This is a genomic window from Mycobacterium sp. NGS48 (assembly GCF_059812585.1).
The window spans coordinates 561,004-578,685 of the sequence record NZ_JCALCY010000001.1 but is presented as its reverse complement, the minus strand read 5'-3'; the positions used below and the strand labels follow the sequence as shown (position 1 = coordinate 578,685).

Below are 17,682 nucleotides of genomic sequence, written 5' to 3'. Positions count from 1 at the left end.
CTAGAAAAATAATTAGGCCAAATCCTCAACGGACGCAGATTCGTTGCGGGACAAGTTGATTCCCAGGTTCGCCGCAGCGCGTTCCAGGTCCTCGTCGTCACCGTCGCGCATCTCGATCGCGGCACCGTCGGACGACAGCACCTCGACGTTGAGGCACAACGACTGCAGCTCTTTGAGCAGCACCTTGAACGACTCGGGGATACCCGGCTCGGGAATGTTCTCGCCCTTGACGATCGCCTCGTACACCTTGACCCGGCCCACGGTGTCGTCGGACTTGATGGTCAACAGCTCCTGCAGCGTGTACGCCGCGCCGTAGGCCTGCATGGCCCAGCACTCCATCTCGCCGAACCGCTGGCCACCGAACTGCGCCTTACCGCCCAACGGCTGCTGGGTGATCATCGAGTACGGGCCGGTGGAGCGGGCGTGGATCTTGTCGTCCACCAGGTGGTGCAGCTTCATGATGTACATGAAGCCAACGGTCACCGGGTACGGGAACGGCTCACCGGAGCGGCCGTCGAACAGCACCGCCTTGCCGTCGCCATTGACCAGCACCTCGCCGTCGCGGTTGGGCAGCGTCGAGGACAGCAGGCCCTGCAGCTCGGCTTCCTGGGCGCCGTCGAACACCGGCGTGGACACGATCTTGTTCGGCTCGGCCTGCAGCAGTTCCTCGGGCAACTGCGCCGCCCAGTCCGGTGCGCCGTCGACCTTCCAGCCGCTGTGCGCGCACCAGCCCAAATGGGTTTCCAGGATCTGGCCGATGTTCATCCGTCGCGGCACCCCGTGGGTGTTCAGGATGATGTCCACCGGGGTGCCGTCCGGGAGGAACGGCATGTCCTCGACGGGCAGGATCTTGCCGATCACGCCCTTGTTGCCGTGCCGGCCGGCCAGCTTGTCACCGTCGGAGATCTTGCGCTTCTGGGCGACGTAGACGCGGACCAGTTCGTTGACCCCGGCCGGCAACTCGTCGTCGTCCTCGCGGGAGAACACCCGGATGCCGATCACCTTGCCGGACTCGCCGTGCGGCACCTTCAGTGAGGTGTCGCGGACCTCGCGGGCCTTCTCACCGAAGATCGCCCGCAGCAGCCGCTCCTCGGGGGTCAGCTCGGTCTCCCCCTTCGGGGTGACCTTGCCGACCAGGATGTCGCCGTCGCGGACCTCGGCGCCGATGCGCACGATGCCGCGCTCGTCGAGGTCGGCCAGCACCTCATCGGAGACGTTCGGGATGTCCCGGGTGATCTCCTCGGCGCCCAGCTTGGTGTCGCGGGCGTCGATTTCGTGCTCCTCGATGTGGATCGAGGTCAGCACGTCCTCCTCGACGAGGCGGTTGGACAGGATGATCGCGTCCTCGTAGTTGTGGCCCTCCCACGGCATGATCGCCACCAGCAGGTTCTTACCGAGCGCCATCTCGCCGTTGTCGGTACACGGACCGTCGGCGACCACCTGGCCGGCCTCGACCCGCTGCCCGGCGTCGACCATCGGCCGCTGGTTGGCACAGGTGCCGTGGTTGGACCGGGCGAACTTGCGCATCCGGTAGGTCTGCCGGGTGCCGTCGTCGGCCATCACGGTGAGGTAGTCGGCCGACACTTCCTCGATGACGCCGCTCTTGTCGGCGACGACGACGTCGCCGGCGTCGATCGCGGCGCGCAGCTCCATCCCGGTGCCCACCAGCGGCGCCTCGCTGCGCACCAGCGGAACGGCCTGGCGCTGCATGTTGGCGCCCATCAGGGCCCGGTTGGCGTCGTCGTGCTCGAGGAACGGGATCATCGCGGTCGCGACCGACACCATCTGGCGCGGCGAGACGTCCATGTAGTCCACCTCGGCCGACGACACGTACTCGACCTCGCCGCCCTTGCGGCGCACCAGCACGCGGGCCTCGGTGAACCGGCCGTCGTCGTCGATCGGCGAGTTGGCCTGCGCCACCACGTGGCGGTCCTCCTCGTCGGCGGTCAGGTACTCGATCTCGTCGGTGACTACCGCGTCGCGAACCTTGCGGTACGGCGTTTCGATGAAACCGAACGGGTTGACCCGGGCGTACACCGACAGCGAGCCGATCAGACCGATGTTCGGGCCTTCCGGCGTCTCGATCGGGCACATCCGGCCGTAGTGGCTGGAGTGCACGTCGCGGACCTCCAGGCCGGCGCGCTCACGGGACAGACCGCCGGGGCCCAACGCCGAGAGGCGACGCTTGTGGGTCAGACCCGACAGCGGGTTGTTCTGGTCCATGAACTGGGAGAGCTGGCTGGTGCCGAAGAACTCCTTGATGGCGGCGACCACCGGGCGGATGTTGATCAGGGTCTGCGGCGTGATCGCCTCGACGTCCTGAGTGGTCATCCGCTCGCGGACCACCCGCTCCATCCGGGACATGCCGACCCGGATCTGGTTCTGGATCAGCTCGCCGACCGTGCGCAGCCGCCGGTTGCCGAAGTGGTCGATGTCGTCGGTTTCCACCGGCACCTCGACGCCGCCCGGGACGGTCATCGTGGGCTGGCCCTCATGCAGGCGCACCAGGTACTCGATGGTGGCGACGACGTCCTCTTCGGTCAGAGTGGTCGCGGAACCCGGATCGGGCGATCCGCCGAGACCCAGTTTCTTGTTGACCTTGTAGCGGCCGACGCGGGCCAGGTCGTAGCGCTTCTCCTTGAAGAAAAGGTTCTCCAGCAGGGTCTGCGCGGATTCCTTGGTGGGCGGCTCGCCCGGGCGCAGCTTGCGGTAGATGTCCAGCAGCGCCTCGTCGGTGCCGGCGGTGTTGTCCTTCTCCAGCGTCGACATCATGATCTCGGAGAAGCCGAACCGCTCGGTGATCTGCTCGCTGGTCCAGCCCAGCGCCTTGAGCAGCACGGTCACCGGCTGGCGACGTTTGCGGTCGATGCGCACCCCGACGGTGTCGCGCTTGTCGACGTCGAACTCCAGCCACGCGCCGCGGCTCGGGATCACCTTGACCGAATGCAGCGTCTTCTCGGTGGACTTGTCGATGGTCTCGTCGAAGTACACGCCCGGAGAGCGGACCAACTGGCTGACCACCACCCGCTCGGTGCCGTTGATGATGAACGTGCCCTTCTCGGTCATCATCGGGAAGTCGCCCATGAACACCGTTTGGCTCTTGATTTCACCGGTGTTGTTGTTGATGAACTCGGCCGTGACGAACAGCGGGGCCGCGTACGTCATGTCCTTGTCTTTGCACTCATCGACGGGTGCCTTGACCTCGTCGAAGCGCGGGTCGGAGAAGGACAGCGACATCGAGCCGGAGAAGTCCTCGATCGGCGACAGCTCCTCGAGCACCTCTTCCAGACCACCCGTTGTCCTGCCATCAGGGCGAGCAGCGGCCGCTTCGCGCCAGTGGGGCGCGCCGATCAGCCACTCGAAGGAATCGGTCTGCACATCGAGAAGACCGGGAACCTCGAGCGGTTCACGCAGTTTGGCGAAAGAAATTCGGTTAGGCGCTCCGGGAACGGAGCCATTTGACGAAATCTGAGTACCTGAGGGGTTCTTCTTGCTCTGGCGCGAGACTGCCAAGATGCATCCTTCCAGCACCTCGTGCGACTAACGAAAGCCGGCGGGCACCGGACCTGTTCGCCGCGATAACTGTGTCGGTTCGGCTGGCGAACGAACTGTCCGAAACTCACGCACGCAGCTAGATCGCTGAGCCGGAACGGGCTCAGGCTAGGACCACGGTGTCAAGTGGCGGGTGAGGTGGGCAGGAGGCAGCCAGCGCAACGTCCAACAATAGCGCAGGACGGCGCATTCCTCAACTACCGCGCTCCGGGGGTACCGGCGATCTGGCGCTGGCCGCCGTCTTCGCCTTCCCGTGCACACATGCTGCCCAACAGATTGGCCCCTTCAGGCCCTTCCGTCAAGAGTTGACGCGCCAACTTGTCAGCAGAACTCCTTCCCCATATTGCGCGTCGTCGTCGCTTACTGAGTACGGATCGTCTCGGTGGGTGCGTCGTAGTCGCGATGGCGGGCGCGGTCACCCTCGTCGCCGAACTCGTTGGCTGAGTACTCGTTGGTGCCCTCGAGGGAGTCGAGGATCGCCTGCTGGGCGCCCTTGGGCAGAGTGTGCAGGTTCTCCCGGACCCGGGCCTGGCGCCGGCCGACCGCTTTGCGTTCGGGCATGCCCGGGGTGACGGTGATCTGCGGAGGCACTCCTTCGATTTCTTCGACGCCGCCGTCGTGGTGGCCGGCGTCCAGGTGCGCCTGCTCTTCGGCCATGGTGGCCTCGTCCTTTTCCTCGGACATCCCGATCGGGCCGATCCGGCGGCCGTTGAGGAACTGCCGGACCACCGGCTCGTCGCTGGTCAGCAACACCTCGCGGGGGCCGAACATCACCAGCTTGCGACGGAACAGCATGCCCATGTTGTCGGGCACCGTGCGGGCGATGTTGATGTTGTGCGTGACGATCAGAATCGTGGCGTCGATCTGGGCGTTGATGTCTATGAGCAGCTGGCTCAGGTAGGCGGTGCGGACCGGGTCCAGACCCGAGTCGGGCTCGTCGCAGAGGATGATCTTCGGGTCGAGTACCAGCGAGCGGGCCAGGCCGGCGCGCTTGCGCATACCGCCGGAAATCTCGCCGGGGAACTTCTTCTCGTCGCCGCCCAGACCGACCAGGGTCAGCTTCTCCATGACGATGTCACGGATCTCGCCTTCCTTCTTCTTGGTGTGCTCGCGCAGCGGGAACGCGGTGTTGTCGTAGAGGTTCATCGAGCCGAACAGTGCGCCGTCCTGGAACATCACGCCGAACAGGGTGCGGATGTCGTAAAGCTCCTTGGCCGAACACTCAGTGACGTCGGTGCCGTCGACGACGATCGAGCCGCGCTCCGGGCGCAGCAGGCCGATCAGCGACTTCAAGAACACTGATTTGCCGGTACCCGAAGGGCCCAGCAGCACACTGACCTCGCCCTCCGGGATGTCCATGGTGACGTCTTCCCAGATTCGCTGGGATCCGAAGGACTTGGTCAGCCCTTCGACCTGGATGCCGATACCCATGCGAGATCCTCTCGAAGACGTTGCTGGTGTGGCCTGTGGTTTCAGTCACTTTAGCGCATGCAAGCGACGAGCGGCACGACTATCGTCCGCGGCCACGGCGGCCTGCCAGCAATGACACGTACGTCTAATACCGTGGGGCCCAGTTGCCGTGAAAACCCATCGGCACCCGTTGCGGCAGATGAACCGTTGCCACCGACTCGAGGGTTTGCGCATCGACCAAGAGCAGTTGGCCTTCATCGCGGCCGCGGTGGTAGCCGTACCCGAGCAGGATGCCGTCGTCCTCGGCGGCAGCGGCCACCGGATTGGGCACGAACGACATCTCGCCGAGCAGCAGGTCGGGGTCGAGCGCGGCCACGGTGGCCGACCCGGTCTTGTAGTCGTGCTTGTACAGCGCGCTGGACATGTCGGTGTTGCCGTCGTCCAGGTAGCCGCCGTCGACGCCGACGGTGTAGCCGAATCGGTGCTTGCCGCCCAACAGGCTCTCGTTGATGCGGGGAAATTCCTGCGGTCGGTCGTCACGGCATTCGGTGGTCACCGAGCCGGTCGTCAAGTTGATGGTCCAGCGGTCCAGAGTGGGCCGGCTGTCGCCGGGGCCGCGCAGGTCGCGGTCGAACATCCGCTCGTAGCGCACCACGTCGAGCACCAGCACCTCATCACCGCGGCGATTTTCCGAGTAGGCGTTGAGCGGGTGATAGACGTAGCAGGGTTCGATGTCGAACCACCGGACGTCACTGTTGTCGCCGTCGCGGGGCATGACGCCGATGCGCGCAGGGTAGCGGTCATTCCACTTGTAGGGCATCTGGTGGATGGGCTGGGGATTACGGTCGATCATCGCGGCGATCGGGCTGGGCACCCGGACGCGTCCGAGCACCGATTGCGCCACCAGCCGGGCCGGCACACTCAGCCAGCGCGGGACTGTCCTCGGCAGCACCTGCACCGGATCGAAGGTCACCGGCAGGTCGTAGAGCACCACATATTTCTCGGTCAGCGAGAAGTCGTGCATCATCGGCGATCCGGTCACTGCGATGTCGACGGTCCGGCGGGCTCGCCCCTGGGTGTCGATCACCGAGTACTGCACGCGGTGTCCGCGGGTAAAGGAGTAGGACACCGCGTGCAATTCGCCAGTCTGCGGGTCGCGGTGCGGGTGGGCGGTGTAGCCGCCGGAAAGGGTGCCGTCGAAGTCGCAGGTTCCCACGGTGTCGAGGTCGTCGGTGAGTCGGTAATTGGCGCCGCCGCCCTCGACCAGCGCCAGGGTTTGTCCGGCATGGCTCAACACGTTGGTGTTGGGCCCGACCGACAGCATGCCGGCGCGCGGGTTGAGCCCGGTGGGTGCGGGCTCGCCCAAAGCCGCGCACACCGGCGAGTTGCGGACCCAGCGGTTGCGATACCAGCAGGCCTGTCCATCGCGCAGCGCAACCCCGTGGACCATGGCGTCGCCGCTGAACCAGTGATAGATAGCCGGGTCGACCTCGGCGACCGGGTTGGGCCCGTTGCGCAGATAGCGCCCGTCAAGGTGCTGGGGGATATGACCAGTCACCGGCAGGTCGGTGGCGGTGACCTCGCTGGCCACCGGCGCAAGAAAGCCCTCGAGATACGGGTTGCGAGTCGGGGTGCTGGCGGTCGTGGTCATCTCAACTCCTATAACAATGTTATTTCGATGTTATAGACAGTACGCCTGCTGTGCCAAGATGGCAATGATGACTTCTCAGACCGAGCCGACGGCGCGGGCCGGGTTGGTACATGCGGCGGTGAGCCTGCTCGACGAGCACGGGCCCGACGCGTTGCAGACGCGCAAGGTCGCCGGCGGGGCCGGCACCTCGACCATGGCGGTGTACACCCATTTCGGCGGGATGCAGGCGTTGATCGCCGCGGTGGCCGAGGAGGGTCTGCGGCAGTTCGCCGATGCGCTGGCGGTGCCGTCCACCGACGATCCGGTCGCTGACTTGATGGCGACCGGCATCGCCTACCGGCGCTACGCGATCCAACACCCGCATATGTATCGGCTGATGTTCGGAAGCACCAGCGCGCACGGGATCAACGCGCCGGCACACAATGTGGTCGCCTTATCGGTGGCCGAAATCAGCGACCGCTATCCCAGCTTCGCGCGGGTGGTGGGACCGGTACACCGGTCGATGCAGGCGGGCCGGATCACGGAGGCTGCAGCCGGGTCGGCCGACGACGACGCCGCCGTGGTGTCGGTGGCCGCCCAGTTCTGGGCGGCCATCCACGGGTTCGTGATGCTTGAACTGGCCGGCTACTACGGCAGCGACGGCGCGGCCGTCGGGCCGGTGCTGGCCACGATGACGAAGAATCTTCTCGTCGCGCTGGGTGATTTACCCGAACGGGTCGAGCAGTCGCAGCTCTCGGCAGTGCGCGAAGCCCCCGGAGCGTAGGCGCTCCGGGGGCTTTTGCGAATCGAATTACTTGACGGTGACGGTGGCGCCGGCAGCCTCGAGCTTGGTCTTGGCCTCGTCGGCGGCTTCCTTGGCGACCTTCTCCAGCAGCGGCTTGGGCGCGCCGTCGACCAGGTCCTTGGCCTCCTTGAGGCCCAGACCCGAGACGATCTCGCGCACAACCTTGATGACGCCGATCTTCTTGTCGCCGGCGGCCTCGAGGATGACGTCGAACTCCGACTGCTCCTCGGCGGCTTCGGCGCCGGCAGCCGGGGCTGCGCCGCCGCCCGCGGCCGCGACGGCGACCGGAGCAGCGGCGGTGACCTCGAAGGTCTCCTCGAACTTCTTCACGAACTCCGAGAGCTCCAGCAGCGTCAGGTCTTTGAACGCGTCGAGCAGTTCGTCGGTGGAGAGCTTGGCCATAGTGGTGTCCTTCCTTGGTGTGGGTACGGGGCTTATTCGGTGGTTTCGGTGGTTTCGGCGGCGGGAGCCTCGGCGGCTTTCTTTTCCTGCAGGGCGGCAGCGAGCCGGGCCATCTGCGATGCCGGCGCGTTGAACAGCCCGGCGGCCTTGGCCATGTTCGCCTTCATCGCGCCGGCCAGTTTGGCCAGCAATACCTCGCGGGACTCGAGGTCGGCAATCCGCTCGACTTCGGCGACGGTCAGCGGGTGACCGTCCATGTAGCCGCCCTTGATGACCAGCGCCTTGTGGACTTTGGCGAAGGTCTTGATGGCTTTGGCGGCGTCGACGGCCTCGCCGGTGACGAACGCGATCGCCGTCGGCCCGACAAACAGCTCGTCGAGTCCTTCGACACCGGCCTCCGACGCGGCCTGCTTGACCAGCGTGTTCTTGGCCACCCGGTAACTGGCGGAGTCGCCCAGCGATCGCCGCAGCTCGGCCAGGTGGGCCACTGTCAAACCGCGATACTCGGTGATCACGGTGGCCGTAGATGCCTTGAAACGCTCAGCGATATCCGTGACGGCGGCGGCCTTGTCAGCCCGGGCCATGCATGCCTCCTTGGGGTGGTCTTACCTGTCGCGCGACGACTTGCTGCGCCCGGCTTCGCCGCGCTTGCGATCGTCGCGACCCGGAAATCACGAACGCCCCGCCGCAGGATGCGGTCGGGGCGTGAACATGGCGTCGGCGCGCGCCGACGCACGGTTGCCTCGTCCTCCTGCGTGGGCCGCCGGGAGTTCCCGGACCTTCAACCGATTGCTCGGTGACCAACGGTCTTGGGTGGATCGGCCACCACAATAGCGTGGCAATCTGCTATCAGCCAAAACAGCCGATGGTCAGCACGACGAAGAGCGCACCCAAAATCGTCACCCGCAGCCAGTGCAGCCGGTCCCAGCGGACCGCCAGGTCACGGTCGAACCGGCCGGCCGCCTCCCCGGCGCCGATCCGGTTATTGATCGGTACCAGCACCGTCACCGACAGCAGCACAACGGCGGCCATCAGTGCTGCGCCGACACCGATAAGCCAACTGCGCGCGACGACCGTCGCCACGGCCAACAACGCAAACGACGCGATGTACCAGAACGGCATCACCTTCCCCAGTCGCCGGCTGCCGTCACTGCGGGCCGCGCGGAATGCGTCGTCGGGCAGGTCGGCGAAGATCCGGTTCGCAAACGCGGCCACCGCGAACTCGACGCCGACCAGGGGACCGGTGATCAACACCGAAAGTATCTCGATTGGCTGCTTCACAGAATCGATCCTGATCGCTACGCTGCCAATAATCAAGGTACTGACAAATTAGTCAGCATATCGGCGAGGCTAGGAGCTGCGATGGCGGTGTCGAAAAAAGTTGAAAGCGACTGCCCGATCGATGCCGCTTTGTCGGTGATCGACGGGCGCTGGAAGGGCACCATCCTGTGGCGGCTGTGCGACGGACCGATGCGCACGGCCGAACTGCGACGCAGCATTCCGGGCATCACCGAGCGGATGCTCATCCGCCATCTGCACGAGCTCGTCGACGACGGCATCATCGACCGCCACGACGCGCGCACGGTGCCGCCGCGCGTGCACTACTCGATTTCCGAGTACGGGATGACGCTGGCTCCGGTGCTGCAACAGCTGTGCGATTGGGGACGAAACCACATGCAGACGCGCGTGACTCAAGTGACAGCTGTGACGAGGCGGGCCGCCCCGACCAGCCCGGCCTCGCCACCGAGCGCCGCGGGAACCACACGCAGCCCAGCGAGGAAGCCCAAGCCGGCGTAGTCAGCCAGCGCCGCGCCCAACGGGGCGAACAGCACCTCGCCGGCCTGCGCGACTCCCCCACCGATCACGACGAGGTCGAGGTCGCACACCGCCGCCACCGAGGCGACCATCGCGGCCAACGCGCCCCCGGCGCGGCCGAACGCCCGCAGCGCCACCGATTCACCGGCGGCGGCCGCCTCGGCCAGCGCCATCGCGTCGCTTCCGGTCCAGCCATTGGCCTGGGCCCAGCGCGTCATGGACGGACCGGCCGCGACGGTCTCTGCGCAGCCGCGGCCCCCGCACGAGCAGGGCATGCCGCCGATGTCGACGACCACATGCCCGACGTGCCCGGCGTTGCCGCTGCGGCCCTGATACGGGACGCCGCCGAGTATCAGGCCCCCACCCACACCGGTGGAGACCACGATGCCGAGCAGGAAGCGTGCGCCCCGCCCGGCGCCTCGCCAGTGCTCGCCGAGTGCCATGCACAGCCCGTCGCCGGCCAGGCGCACCGGGACGCCCGGCACTGCGGCGGCGACCCGGTCGCGCAGCGGAAAATCACGCCAGCCGCCGATGTTGACCGGGCTCACCGTGCCGTCGGCCAGGTCGATCGGACCGGCCGACCCGATGCCGACCGCCCCGACGGTGCCGCCGGCGACGTCGACCGCCTCGCGGATCAGCGTTTCGACAAGAGCCCAAACGTCTTCGGCGCGTTGGTTATTCGTAGGTCGGCTGTCGGCGTGGATCAGCGCGCCATCGGGGTCGACCAGCCCGGCAGCGATCTTCGTACCACCGATGTCGAGGGACAGTGTGAGCATGACGCGATCATTGCCGGTTGCGGCGCGAGACGTCGACGACAAGCGGCCGGTGATCCGAAATCGGCAATGCGGGCGTCGAGCACGCCTCGGCAACCAGTTGGCTGTCGTCGGTCAGGATGTGGTCGAGCTGGCGATCGGGGGCATCGACGGGAAACGTCAGCACCGACGCGAGCGGACGCAATCGGGTGCGACGCTGCGGCGTGGCCGGGCTCATGTTCAGGTCACCCATCAGCACCCGCGGACCCTCGAAACCGCGTAGATCGCGGATCAGTCGCCGCAACTGCAGCCGGTTCCAGCCCGGCACGAACGACAAGTGGGTATTGGCCACGGTCAGCTCGCCCAGGTCGGTGTCGAGCCGGGCGATCACCGCGGCCCGCGGTTCTTCGTCGACCACCTGGACCCGCCGCGGCGCCGGCAGATACATCGGAAACTTCACCGGGATCCGCGGCAGCCGCAGCACCTGCCAGCTCAGCGCCGGAAACCGGGACAGCAGCGCAATGCCGTAGGCCGCGGTACCCGGCTGCTCGTCGCCGGTGGCGGCCATCCACGTCGCGCCGGGCGTGCCGGAGATCGCCGCGACGAACCGATGACTGACCGCCCCCATGGCCTCCGCGGCCACCGCGGTCAGATCGGCCATCGCCGAGCGGGGCTGGTCGCAATCGACTTCCTGCAAGGCCAGGATGTCGGGGTCGAGTCGTCGCACGCAGTCGGCGAGGCGGCCCACGTCGACTTCGCCGTCGTGGACGCTGCGACCGTGGAGGATGTTGAAGGTGGCCATCCGCATGGGTAGTACCTACCCACCATGACCGCGTTCGCATCCAATGAACAGTTGCGCGAGGCACTGCGCCGCGCGGCGTCGGCGCTCAAGGCGCACGGACCGCGGTTCGCGCTCGCCGGCAGCTACGCGCTCTGGGTGTACGGCGCACCGGAACCCGTGCACGACGTCGACTTCGCCGTCGCCGAGTCCGACGCCGACGCCGCCGCGCAGACACTGGCCAACGCGGGGTTCACTATCGACCGCACGCCCGAGGACTGGCTGTTCAAAGCCAGCGTCGACGGCGCGGTGGTCGATGTGCTGCACCGGATCAACGGCGTCCCGGTCGACGCGGGCCTGCTCGAGTCGGCCGCCCGCCGCGACGTGTTGGCGGTGCGGATGCCGGTGTTGTCACCGACGCAGGTCATGACCCAGAAGTTGCGCGCATTGACCGAACACCATTGCGATTTCGCGTCGCTGCTGCCGGCCGTGCGCGCCGTTCGCGAGCAGCTGGACTGGGACCGGTTGCGCGCAGACACCGTCGGCAACGACTTCGCGGCCGCATTTCTGGTCCTCGCGGATCGCCTGGGCATCACGACGTGATAGGGACTACCCATGCCCGCCCTGGCCGCACCGGTCGCTGACGAGCGCAGCGCGCTGCGCGAGTATCTGGCCTATCACCAAAGCGCCTACTTCGCGGTGTCCTACGGACTCACCGACGAGCAGGCCCGCGCCACCCCGTCGGTGAGCGCGCTGTCGATCGGCGGGCTGGTCAAGCACGCCACCGGTCTGCAGCGGACCTGGATGGCACGGGTCGCGGCCGCGCCGGCCGCCCCGCCCAAAGACCCTCGGCCGTTCGAGGAGATCGCCAAGGAGTTCGGCGATCAGCACGTGATGCGGCCCGACGAGACACTGGCCGGGCTGCTGGTCGGTTTCCAGGCGCAGAACGCGGAATCACTGCGGCTCGTCGACACCGCCGACCTCGACGCCCCCGTGCCGGTTCCGGAGGATATTCCGTGGTTCCCCAACGATCTCGAGGCCTGGTCGGTGCGCTGGGTGATCCTGCACGTGATCAACGAGCTGGCCCGGCACGCCGGGCACGCCGACATCATCCGGGAAAGCATCGACGGCGCCACCATGTACGAGCTGATCGCCGGCCTGGAGAAGTGGGAACCACGTCCGTGGGTGACACCGTGGCGCAAGCGTGCTGACCCGTAGCGGCGTCGCGCGCCGCGAAACCCCGGACGGGGTCGTCGAGCTCTACTACGAGGACCTCGGCGATTCGGCCGATCCGCCGGTGCTGCTGATCATGGGTCTGGGTGCGCAGCTGCCGATGTGGCCCGACGGTTTTTGCGCGCAGTTGCTCGACGCCGGCTACCGCGTCGTGCGGTTCGACAACCGCGATACCGGCCTGTCGGCCAAGATGGACGGGCGTCGGGCCGACGGCGCGGCCTACCGGCGTGCTTGGCGCTACCTGATCGGCAAGACCAGCACGGTGCCCTACACGCTGCGCGACATGTCCGAGGACGCCGTCGCGCTGCTCGACCACCTCGGAATCAGCCGCACCCACGTCGTCGGCGCGTCGATGGGCGGCATGATCGCCCAGATTCTGGCCGCCACCGAGCCGGACCGGGTGGCGTCGCTGGGCATCATCATGTCGACCACCGGCAAGCGGTTCTTCTCGGCGCCGCCGGCCTGGGGGGTGATCAAGCTGGCCTTCGACGCCCCGGGTAAGAACGCATCCGACGAGCAGCGGCTGGCATTCGAGGTGCGCAACATCGCGGCGCTCAACGGTCCGAACTTCCTGCCGTCGAATGCAGACCTGCGCAAGCGGGTCCAGCAGCTGGCCGAGCGGGGCAGCTATCCGGCCGGCATGCGGCGCCATGTCGACGCGGTGCTGGGCACCGGCAGTCTGCTGGCCTACAGCAAGGCGATCACCGCGCCGACGGTGGTGCTGCACGGGTCGGTGGATCCGATGCTGCGGCCGCGCAATGGGCAGGCGGTTGCCGCGGCCGTCCCCGGTGCGCGGTTTGTCGTGGTCGACGGCATGGGCCACGATCTGCCCGAACCGGTGTGGCGCCCGATCGTCGAGACGCTGACGGAAAACTTCGCGCAGGCGCGCGCCCTTTCGCCGCGCGCCCTTTCGCCGCGAGCGTGCGAGTCCCCGGCCGACACGCCGACATAATTCCCGGGTTTGCGCTCGCTCGCGGCAACAGGGTGACCTGCGCGATTCGGTAACGACCTGCGTGATTTGGCAGACTGCACGGATGAGTTCCGACAATCATCGCGAGCTAGCGAAGCTTGACCGGGTGCCGTTGCCGGTCGAAGCGGCCCGCATCAGCGTGACCGGTTGGCAGCTCACCCGTACCGCTGCCCGCATCGTCACCAAGCTGCCCGGCCGCGGCCCCTGGCAACAGAAGGTGATCAAGCAGCTACCCAAGACCTTCGCCGATCTGGGTCCCACCTACGTCAAGTTCGGGCAGATCATCGCGTCGAGTCCGGGCGCCTTCGGCGAACAGCTTTCCCGGGAATTTCGGGGTCTGCTCGACAAGGTGCCGCCCGCCGACCAGGGCGACGTGCACAAACTCGTCGTCGACGAGCTCGGCGCCGAACCATCCGAGCTGTTCGCCAGCTTCGACGAGAAGCCGTTCGCGTCGGCCTCCATCGCCCAGGTGCATTACGCGACGCTGAAAAGCGGCGAGGAGGTCGTCGTTAAGATCCAGCGGCCGGGGATCCGTCGCCGCGTCGCCGCCGACCTGCAGATCCTCAAGCGCTTCGCCCAGGCCGTCGAACTGGCCAAGCTGGGCCGCCGGCTCTCCGCGCAGGACGTCGTCGCCGATTTCAGCGACAACCTGGCCGAGGAGCTCAACTTCCGCCTCGAGGCCCAGTCGATGGAGGCGTGGGTCTCTCACCTGCACGCCTCGCCGCTGGGCCGCAACATCCGGGTGCCGCAGGTGTACTGGGACTACACCAGCGATCGGGTGTTGACGATGGAACGGGTGCACGGCATCCGCATCGACAACGCCGCCGAGATCCGTAAAGCCGGCTTCGACGGCACCGAACTGGTCAAGGCGCTGCTGTTCAGCCTCTTCGAGGGCGGATTGCGGCACGGCCTGTTCCACGGCGACCTGCACGCCGGCAACCTCTACGTCGATGACCAGGGCCGCATCGTGTTCTTCGACTTCGGAATCATGGGCCGCATCGACCCGCGCACCCGCTGGCTGCTGCGCGAGCTGGTCTATGCGCTGCTGGTCAAAAAGGACCACGCCGCCGCAGGCAAGATCGTGGTGTTGATGGGCGCGGTCGGCACCATGAAGCCCGAGGCTCAGGCGGCCAAGGACCTGGAGAAGTTCGCCACCCCGCTGACAATGCAGTCGCTGGGCGACATGTCCTACGCGGACATCGGCCGGCAACTCTCCACGCTGGCCGATGCCTATGACGTCAAGCTGCCCCGCGAGCTGGTGCTGATCGGCAAGCAGTTCCTCTACGTGGAGCGGTATATGAAGTTGCTGGCGCCGCGCTGGCAGATGATGTCCGATCCGCAGCTCACCGGCTACTTCGCCAATTTCATGGTGGAGGTCAGCCGCGAGCACCAAAGCGACGTGGAGGTGTAGTGCAGGTCCGCACCGGGACTGCCCGATCGGGTGATGTCGACCTTTACTACGAGGACATGGGCGACCCCAACGACCCGCCGGTGCTGCTGATCATGGGCCTCGGCGCGCAGCTGCTGCTCTGGCGCACCGCGTTCTGCGAAAAGTTGGTTGCCGAAGGTCTGCGGGTCATCCGCTACGACAATCGCGACGTCGGCCTGTCCAGCAAGACCGAACGCGGGCAAAGTTCCGGTGGGCCGCTGGTTTTGCGGATGCTTTGGTTCTGGCTGGGGCTACCCGGCAGATCGGCCTACGCGCTGGAACAGATGGCCGACGACGCGGCGGCGGTGCTCGACCATCTGGGGATCCGGCAGGCGCATGTCGTCGGCGCCTCGATGGGCGGCATGATCGCCCAGATCGTGGCGGCGCGATTTGCTGAGCGGACGCGGTCGCTGGCGGTGATCTTTTCCAGCAACAACCGCCGATTCCTGCCGCCGCCCGGACCGCGGCAGCTGCTGGCACTGCTCAACGGACCGCCACCGGGATCGCCGCGCGACGTCATCATCGACAACGCGGTGCGGGTCACCCGAATCATCGGCAGCCCCGCCTACCCGGCACCCGAGCAGCGGATCCGCGAAGAGGCCATCGAAAGCTACGAGCGCAGCTTTTACCCGTGGGGCATTCCCCGTCATTTCAGCGCAGTGCTGGCCAGCGGCAGCTTGGTCGGCTATGACCGGCAGATCACCGCGCCAACCGTGGTGCTGCACGGTCGGGCCGACAAGCTGATGCGGCCCTCCGGTGGGCGCGCGGTGGCGCGGGCAATCCGCGGCGCGCGCTGGGTGACGTTCGACGGCATGGGCCACGAGTTGCCCGAGCAGCTGTGGGATCGGGTGATCGGCGAGCTGACGGCCACATTCGCCGAAGGCTGATCTGTCGATTCGGTGCGCGGGCGCCGATCCACTAGCATTGGCTCCGGGTAGGGGGTGGTCGCGCGGCTCGTCGCAGCGCCGACATCATAATTTCTGGGAAGGCGCAACTATGGCGCAAAAGCTGAAGCCTCATTTTGAGGATGTACAAGCTCATTACGATCTGTCTGACGACTTTTTCCGGCTCTTTCTCGACCCGACCCAGACCTACAGCTGCGCCTACTTCGAGCGTGACGACATGACGCTCGAAGAGGCCCAGATCGCCAAGATCGACTTGGCGCTGGGCAAGCTGGGTCTGCAGCCGGGAATGACGCTGCTCGACGTCGGTTGCGGCTGGGGCGCGACCATGCGGCGCGCGATAGAGAAATACGACGTGAACGTCGTCGGCTTGACGTTGTCGAAAAACCAGGCCGCCCACGTGCAGAAGACGCTCGACGAGATGGACAGCCCGCGGACCAAGCGGATTCTGTTGGAGGGCTGGGAGCAGTGGGAGGAGCCGGTCGACCGGATCGTGTCGATCGGTGCGTTCGAGCACTTCGGCCATGACCGCTACGACGACTTCTTCAAGATGGCCTACGGCGCGCTGCCCGACGACGGAGTGATGCTGCTGCACACGATCACCGGCCTGACCGGGCCGCAGATGGTCGAGCGCGGGATCCCGCTGACCTTCGAGCTGGCCCGCTTTCTGAAATTCATCATGACCGAGATCTTCCCGGGCGGTCGGCTGCCGTCGATCGAGATGGTCGAGGACCGTTCGTCGAAGGGTGGCTTCACGCTCACCCGTCGGCAGTCGCTGCAGCCGCATTACGCCAAGACGCTCGACCATTGGGCCGCGGCGCTGGAGGGCAACAGGGACAAGGCCATCGAGATCCAGTCCGAAGAGGTCTACGACCGCTACATGCACTACTTGACCGGCTGCGCGAAGGGATTCCGCACCGGCTACATCGACGTCAATCAGTTCACGCTGGAGAAGTAGGCCAGTCGGCGCCCCGCACTGGTGAAGGACAGGTATGGTGCTCTCACCAGTCGATGCCTTGTGCGGAATCGTTCACCAGAAAGGCGACAAGCATCAATGCCTGACAAGCCAGCCGCTCCGACAGACATCCGGACCCGTCCCGAAGACATCCAGGCGCATTACGACCTGTCCGACGACTTCTTCGGCTTGTTCCAGGACCCGACTCGGACCTACAGCAGCGCCTACTTCGAGCGTGACGACATGACGCTCGAAGAAGCCCAGATCGCGAAAGTCGACCTGAACCTCGACCAGCTGGATCTCAAGCCGGGCATGACGCTGCTGGACATCGGCTGTGGGTGGGGCACCACGATGAAGCGCGCCGTGGAAAAGTACGACGTCAACGTCATCGGCCTGACGCTCTCCAAGAACCAGCGTGCCCGCGCTCAGCAGGAGCTGGACAACATCGACACCAATCGCTCACGCCAGGTGGTGCTGCGCGGTTGGGAGGACTTCAGCGATTCCGTCGACCGGATCGTGTCCATCGAGGCGTTCGAGCACTTCGGCCACGAGAATTACGACCGGTTCTTCAAGAACTGTTTCAATATCATGCCCGACGACGGGCGAATGACCGTGCAGAGCAGCGTCAGTTATCACCCCTACGACCTCAACGCCCGCGGCAAGAAGCTGACGTTCGAGACCGCGCGGTTCATCAAGTTCATCCTCACCGAGATCTTCCCGGGCGGCCGGCTGCCGACCACCGACATGATGGTGGAACACGGCGAGAAGGCCGGCTTCGTTGTGCCCGAACCGCTTTCGCTGCGACCGTCTTACATCAAGACGTTGCGGATCTGGGGGGATGCACTGGAGGCCAACCACGACAAGGCCGTCGAGATCCAGTCCGAAGAGGTCTACCAGCGGTACATGAAGTACCTGCGCGGCTGCGAGGCTTACTTCGCCGACGAGACTTTGGACGTCAGTCTGGTCACCTACCTCAAGCCGGCGGCTGCATAGCGGCGATCGCGACTTGTCGGATTCGCGTCGCCTCGTTCGTCGAATAGGTAGAGAGT

17 protein-coding genes are annotated in these 17,682 nt (G+C 66.3%); 9 read left to right on the top strand and 8 right to left on the bottom strand.

Annotation, left to right across the window (positions count from 1 at the left end; translation table 11 throughout):
• Window positions 1-12: 12 nt before the first annotated feature.
• The 3 genes from rpoB to AC5Y42_RS02870 form a co-directional block, all read right to left on the bottom strand.
• Entirely contained in the window at window positions 13-3,513 is a 3,501-nt protein-coding gene (gene rpoB, locus AC5Y42_RS02880; RefSeq protein ID WP_499895599.1) for a DNA-directed RNA polymerase subunit beta, read from the bottom strand.
• 399 nt (window positions 3,514-3,912) lie between these two features.
• Window positions 3,913-4,983, bottom strand: coding sequence for an ABC transporter ATP-binding protein (locus tag AC5Y42_RS02875; protein WP_499895598.1), 1,071 nt, complete (start codon window positions 4,981-4,983; stop codon window positions 3,913-3,915).
• 124 nt (window positions 4,984-5,107) lie between these two features.
• A complete protein-coding gene (locus tag AC5Y42_RS02870; protein ID WP_499895597.1) occupies window positions 5,108-6,613 on the bottom strand; it encodes a carotenoid oxygenase family protein in 1,506 nt (501 codons plus the stop codon).
• Between the two features lie 67 nt (window positions 6,614-6,680).
• On the opposite strand from AC5Y42_RS02870, the gene AC5Y42_RS02865 reads away from it, so the two are divergent.
• Entirely contained in the window at window positions 6,681-7,376 is a 696-nt protein-coding gene (locus AC5Y42_RS02865; protein ID WP_499895596.1) for a TetR/AcrR family transcriptional regulator, read from the top strand.
• Between the two features lie 27 nt (window positions 7,377-7,403).
• Here the strand turns inward: AC5Y42_RS02865 and rplL are convergent, their stop codons facing one another.
• The 3 genes from rplL to AC5Y42_RS02850 form a co-directional block, all read right to left on the bottom strand.
• On the bottom strand, window positions 7,404-7,799 hold the full coding sequence (rplL, locus tag AC5Y42_RS02860; protein WP_499895594.1) for a 50S ribosomal protein L7/L12: 396 nt from the start codon (window positions 7,797-7,799) through the stop codon (window positions 7,404-7,406).
• A gap of 32 nt (window positions 7,800-7,831) precedes the next feature.
• A complete protein-coding gene (gene rplJ, locus AC5Y42_RS02855) occupies window positions 7,832-8,383 on the bottom strand; it encodes a 50S ribosomal protein L10 (RefSeq protein ID WP_499895593.1) in 552 nt (183 codons plus the stop codon).
• A 265-nt stretch (window positions 8,384-8,648) separates the two neighbouring features.
• Window positions 8,649-9,080, bottom strand: coding sequence for an anthrone oxygenase family protein (locus AC5Y42_RS02850; protein WP_499895592.1), 432 nt, complete (start codon window positions 9,078-9,080; stop codon window positions 8,649-8,651).
• Window positions 9,081-9,161: 81 nt separating this feature from the next.
• Here AC5Y42_RS02850 and AC5Y42_RS02845 point away from each other — a divergent pair, with 81 nt between their 5' ends.
• Entirely contained in the window at window positions 9,162-9,596 is a 435-nt protein-coding gene (locus AC5Y42_RS02845) for a winged helix-turn-helix transcriptional regulator (protein ID WP_499895591.1), read from the top strand.
• Here AC5Y42_RS02845 and AC5Y42_RS02840 read toward each other — a convergent pair.
• Both AC5Y42_RS02840 and AC5Y42_RS02835 read right to left on the bottom strand, forming a co-directional pair.
• Window positions 9,491-10,390, bottom strand: coding sequence for an ROK family protein (locus AC5Y42_RS02840; protein WP_499895589.1), 900 nt, complete (start codon window positions 10,388-10,390; stop codon window positions 9,491-9,493). The genes AC5Y42_RS02845 and AC5Y42_RS02840 overlap by 106 nt on opposite strands.
• A 7-nt stretch (window positions 10,391-10,397) precedes the next feature.
• Window positions 10,398-11,174 carry an endonuclease/exonuclease/phosphatase family protein gene (locus tag AC5Y42_RS02835; RefSeq protein ID WP_499895588.1) on the bottom strand — a complete coding sequence of 259 codons (777 nt, stop codon included), beginning with the start codon at window positions 11,172-11,174 and terminating at the stop codon, window positions 10,398-10,400.
• A gap of 18 nt (window positions 11,175-11,192) precedes the next feature.
• On the opposite strand from AC5Y42_RS02835, the gene AC5Y42_RS02830 reads away from it, so the two are divergent.
• The 7 genes from AC5Y42_RS02830 (at window position 11,193) to mmaA4 (ending at window position 17,626) form a co-directional block, all read left to right on the top strand.
• Complete coding sequence (locus AC5Y42_RS02830) at window positions 11,193-11,747, top strand: nucleotidyltransferase (protein WP_499895587.1); 555 nt, start codon at window positions 11,193-11,195, stop codon at window positions 11,745-11,747.
• 12 nt (window positions 11,748-11,759) lie between these two features.
• Complete coding sequence (locus AC5Y42_RS02825) at window positions 11,760-12,362, top strand: DinB family protein (protein ID WP_499895585.1); 603 nt, start codon at window positions 11,760-11,762, stop codon at window positions 12,360-12,362.
• On the top strand, window positions 12,349-13,329 hold the full coding sequence (locus AC5Y42_RS02820) for an alpha/beta fold hydrolase (RefSeq protein WP_499895584.1): 981 nt from the start codon (window positions 12,349-12,351) through the stop codon (window positions 13,327-13,329). The genes AC5Y42_RS02825 and AC5Y42_RS02820 overlap by 14 nt, the downstream gene beginning before the upstream one ends.
• A gap of 82 nt (window positions 13,330-13,411) precedes the next feature.
• The gene (locus AC5Y42_RS02815; protein WP_499895583.1) at window positions 13,412-14,758 is read left to right on the top strand and encodes an ABC1 kinase family protein; all 1,347 of its coding nucleotides are present in this window, start codon (window positions 13,412-13,414) and stop codon (window positions 14,756-14,758) included.
• A complete protein-coding gene (locus tag AC5Y42_RS02810; RefSeq protein WP_499895581.1) occupies window positions 14,758-15,663 on the top strand; it encodes an alpha/beta fold hydrolase in 906 nt (301 codons plus the stop codon). The genes AC5Y42_RS02815 and AC5Y42_RS02810 overlap by 1 nt, the downstream gene beginning before the upstream one ends.
• A 109-nt stretch (window positions 15,664-15,772) precedes the next feature.
• Window positions 15,773-16,636 (top strand): cyclopropane mycolic acid synthase MmaA2, encoded by an 864-nt coding sequence (mmaA2, locus tag AC5Y42_RS02805; protein ID WP_499895580.1) that lies wholly within the window; start codon window positions 15,773-15,775, stop codon window positions 16,634-16,636.
• Between the two features lie 96 nt (window positions 16,637-16,732).
• Complete coding sequence (mmaA4, locus tag AC5Y42_RS02800) at window positions 16,733-17,626, top strand: hydroxymycolate synthase MmaA4 (protein ID WP_499895579.1); 894 nt, start codon at window positions 16,733-16,735, stop codon at window positions 17,624-17,626.
• Window positions 17,627-17,682: the final 56 nt, after the last annotated feature.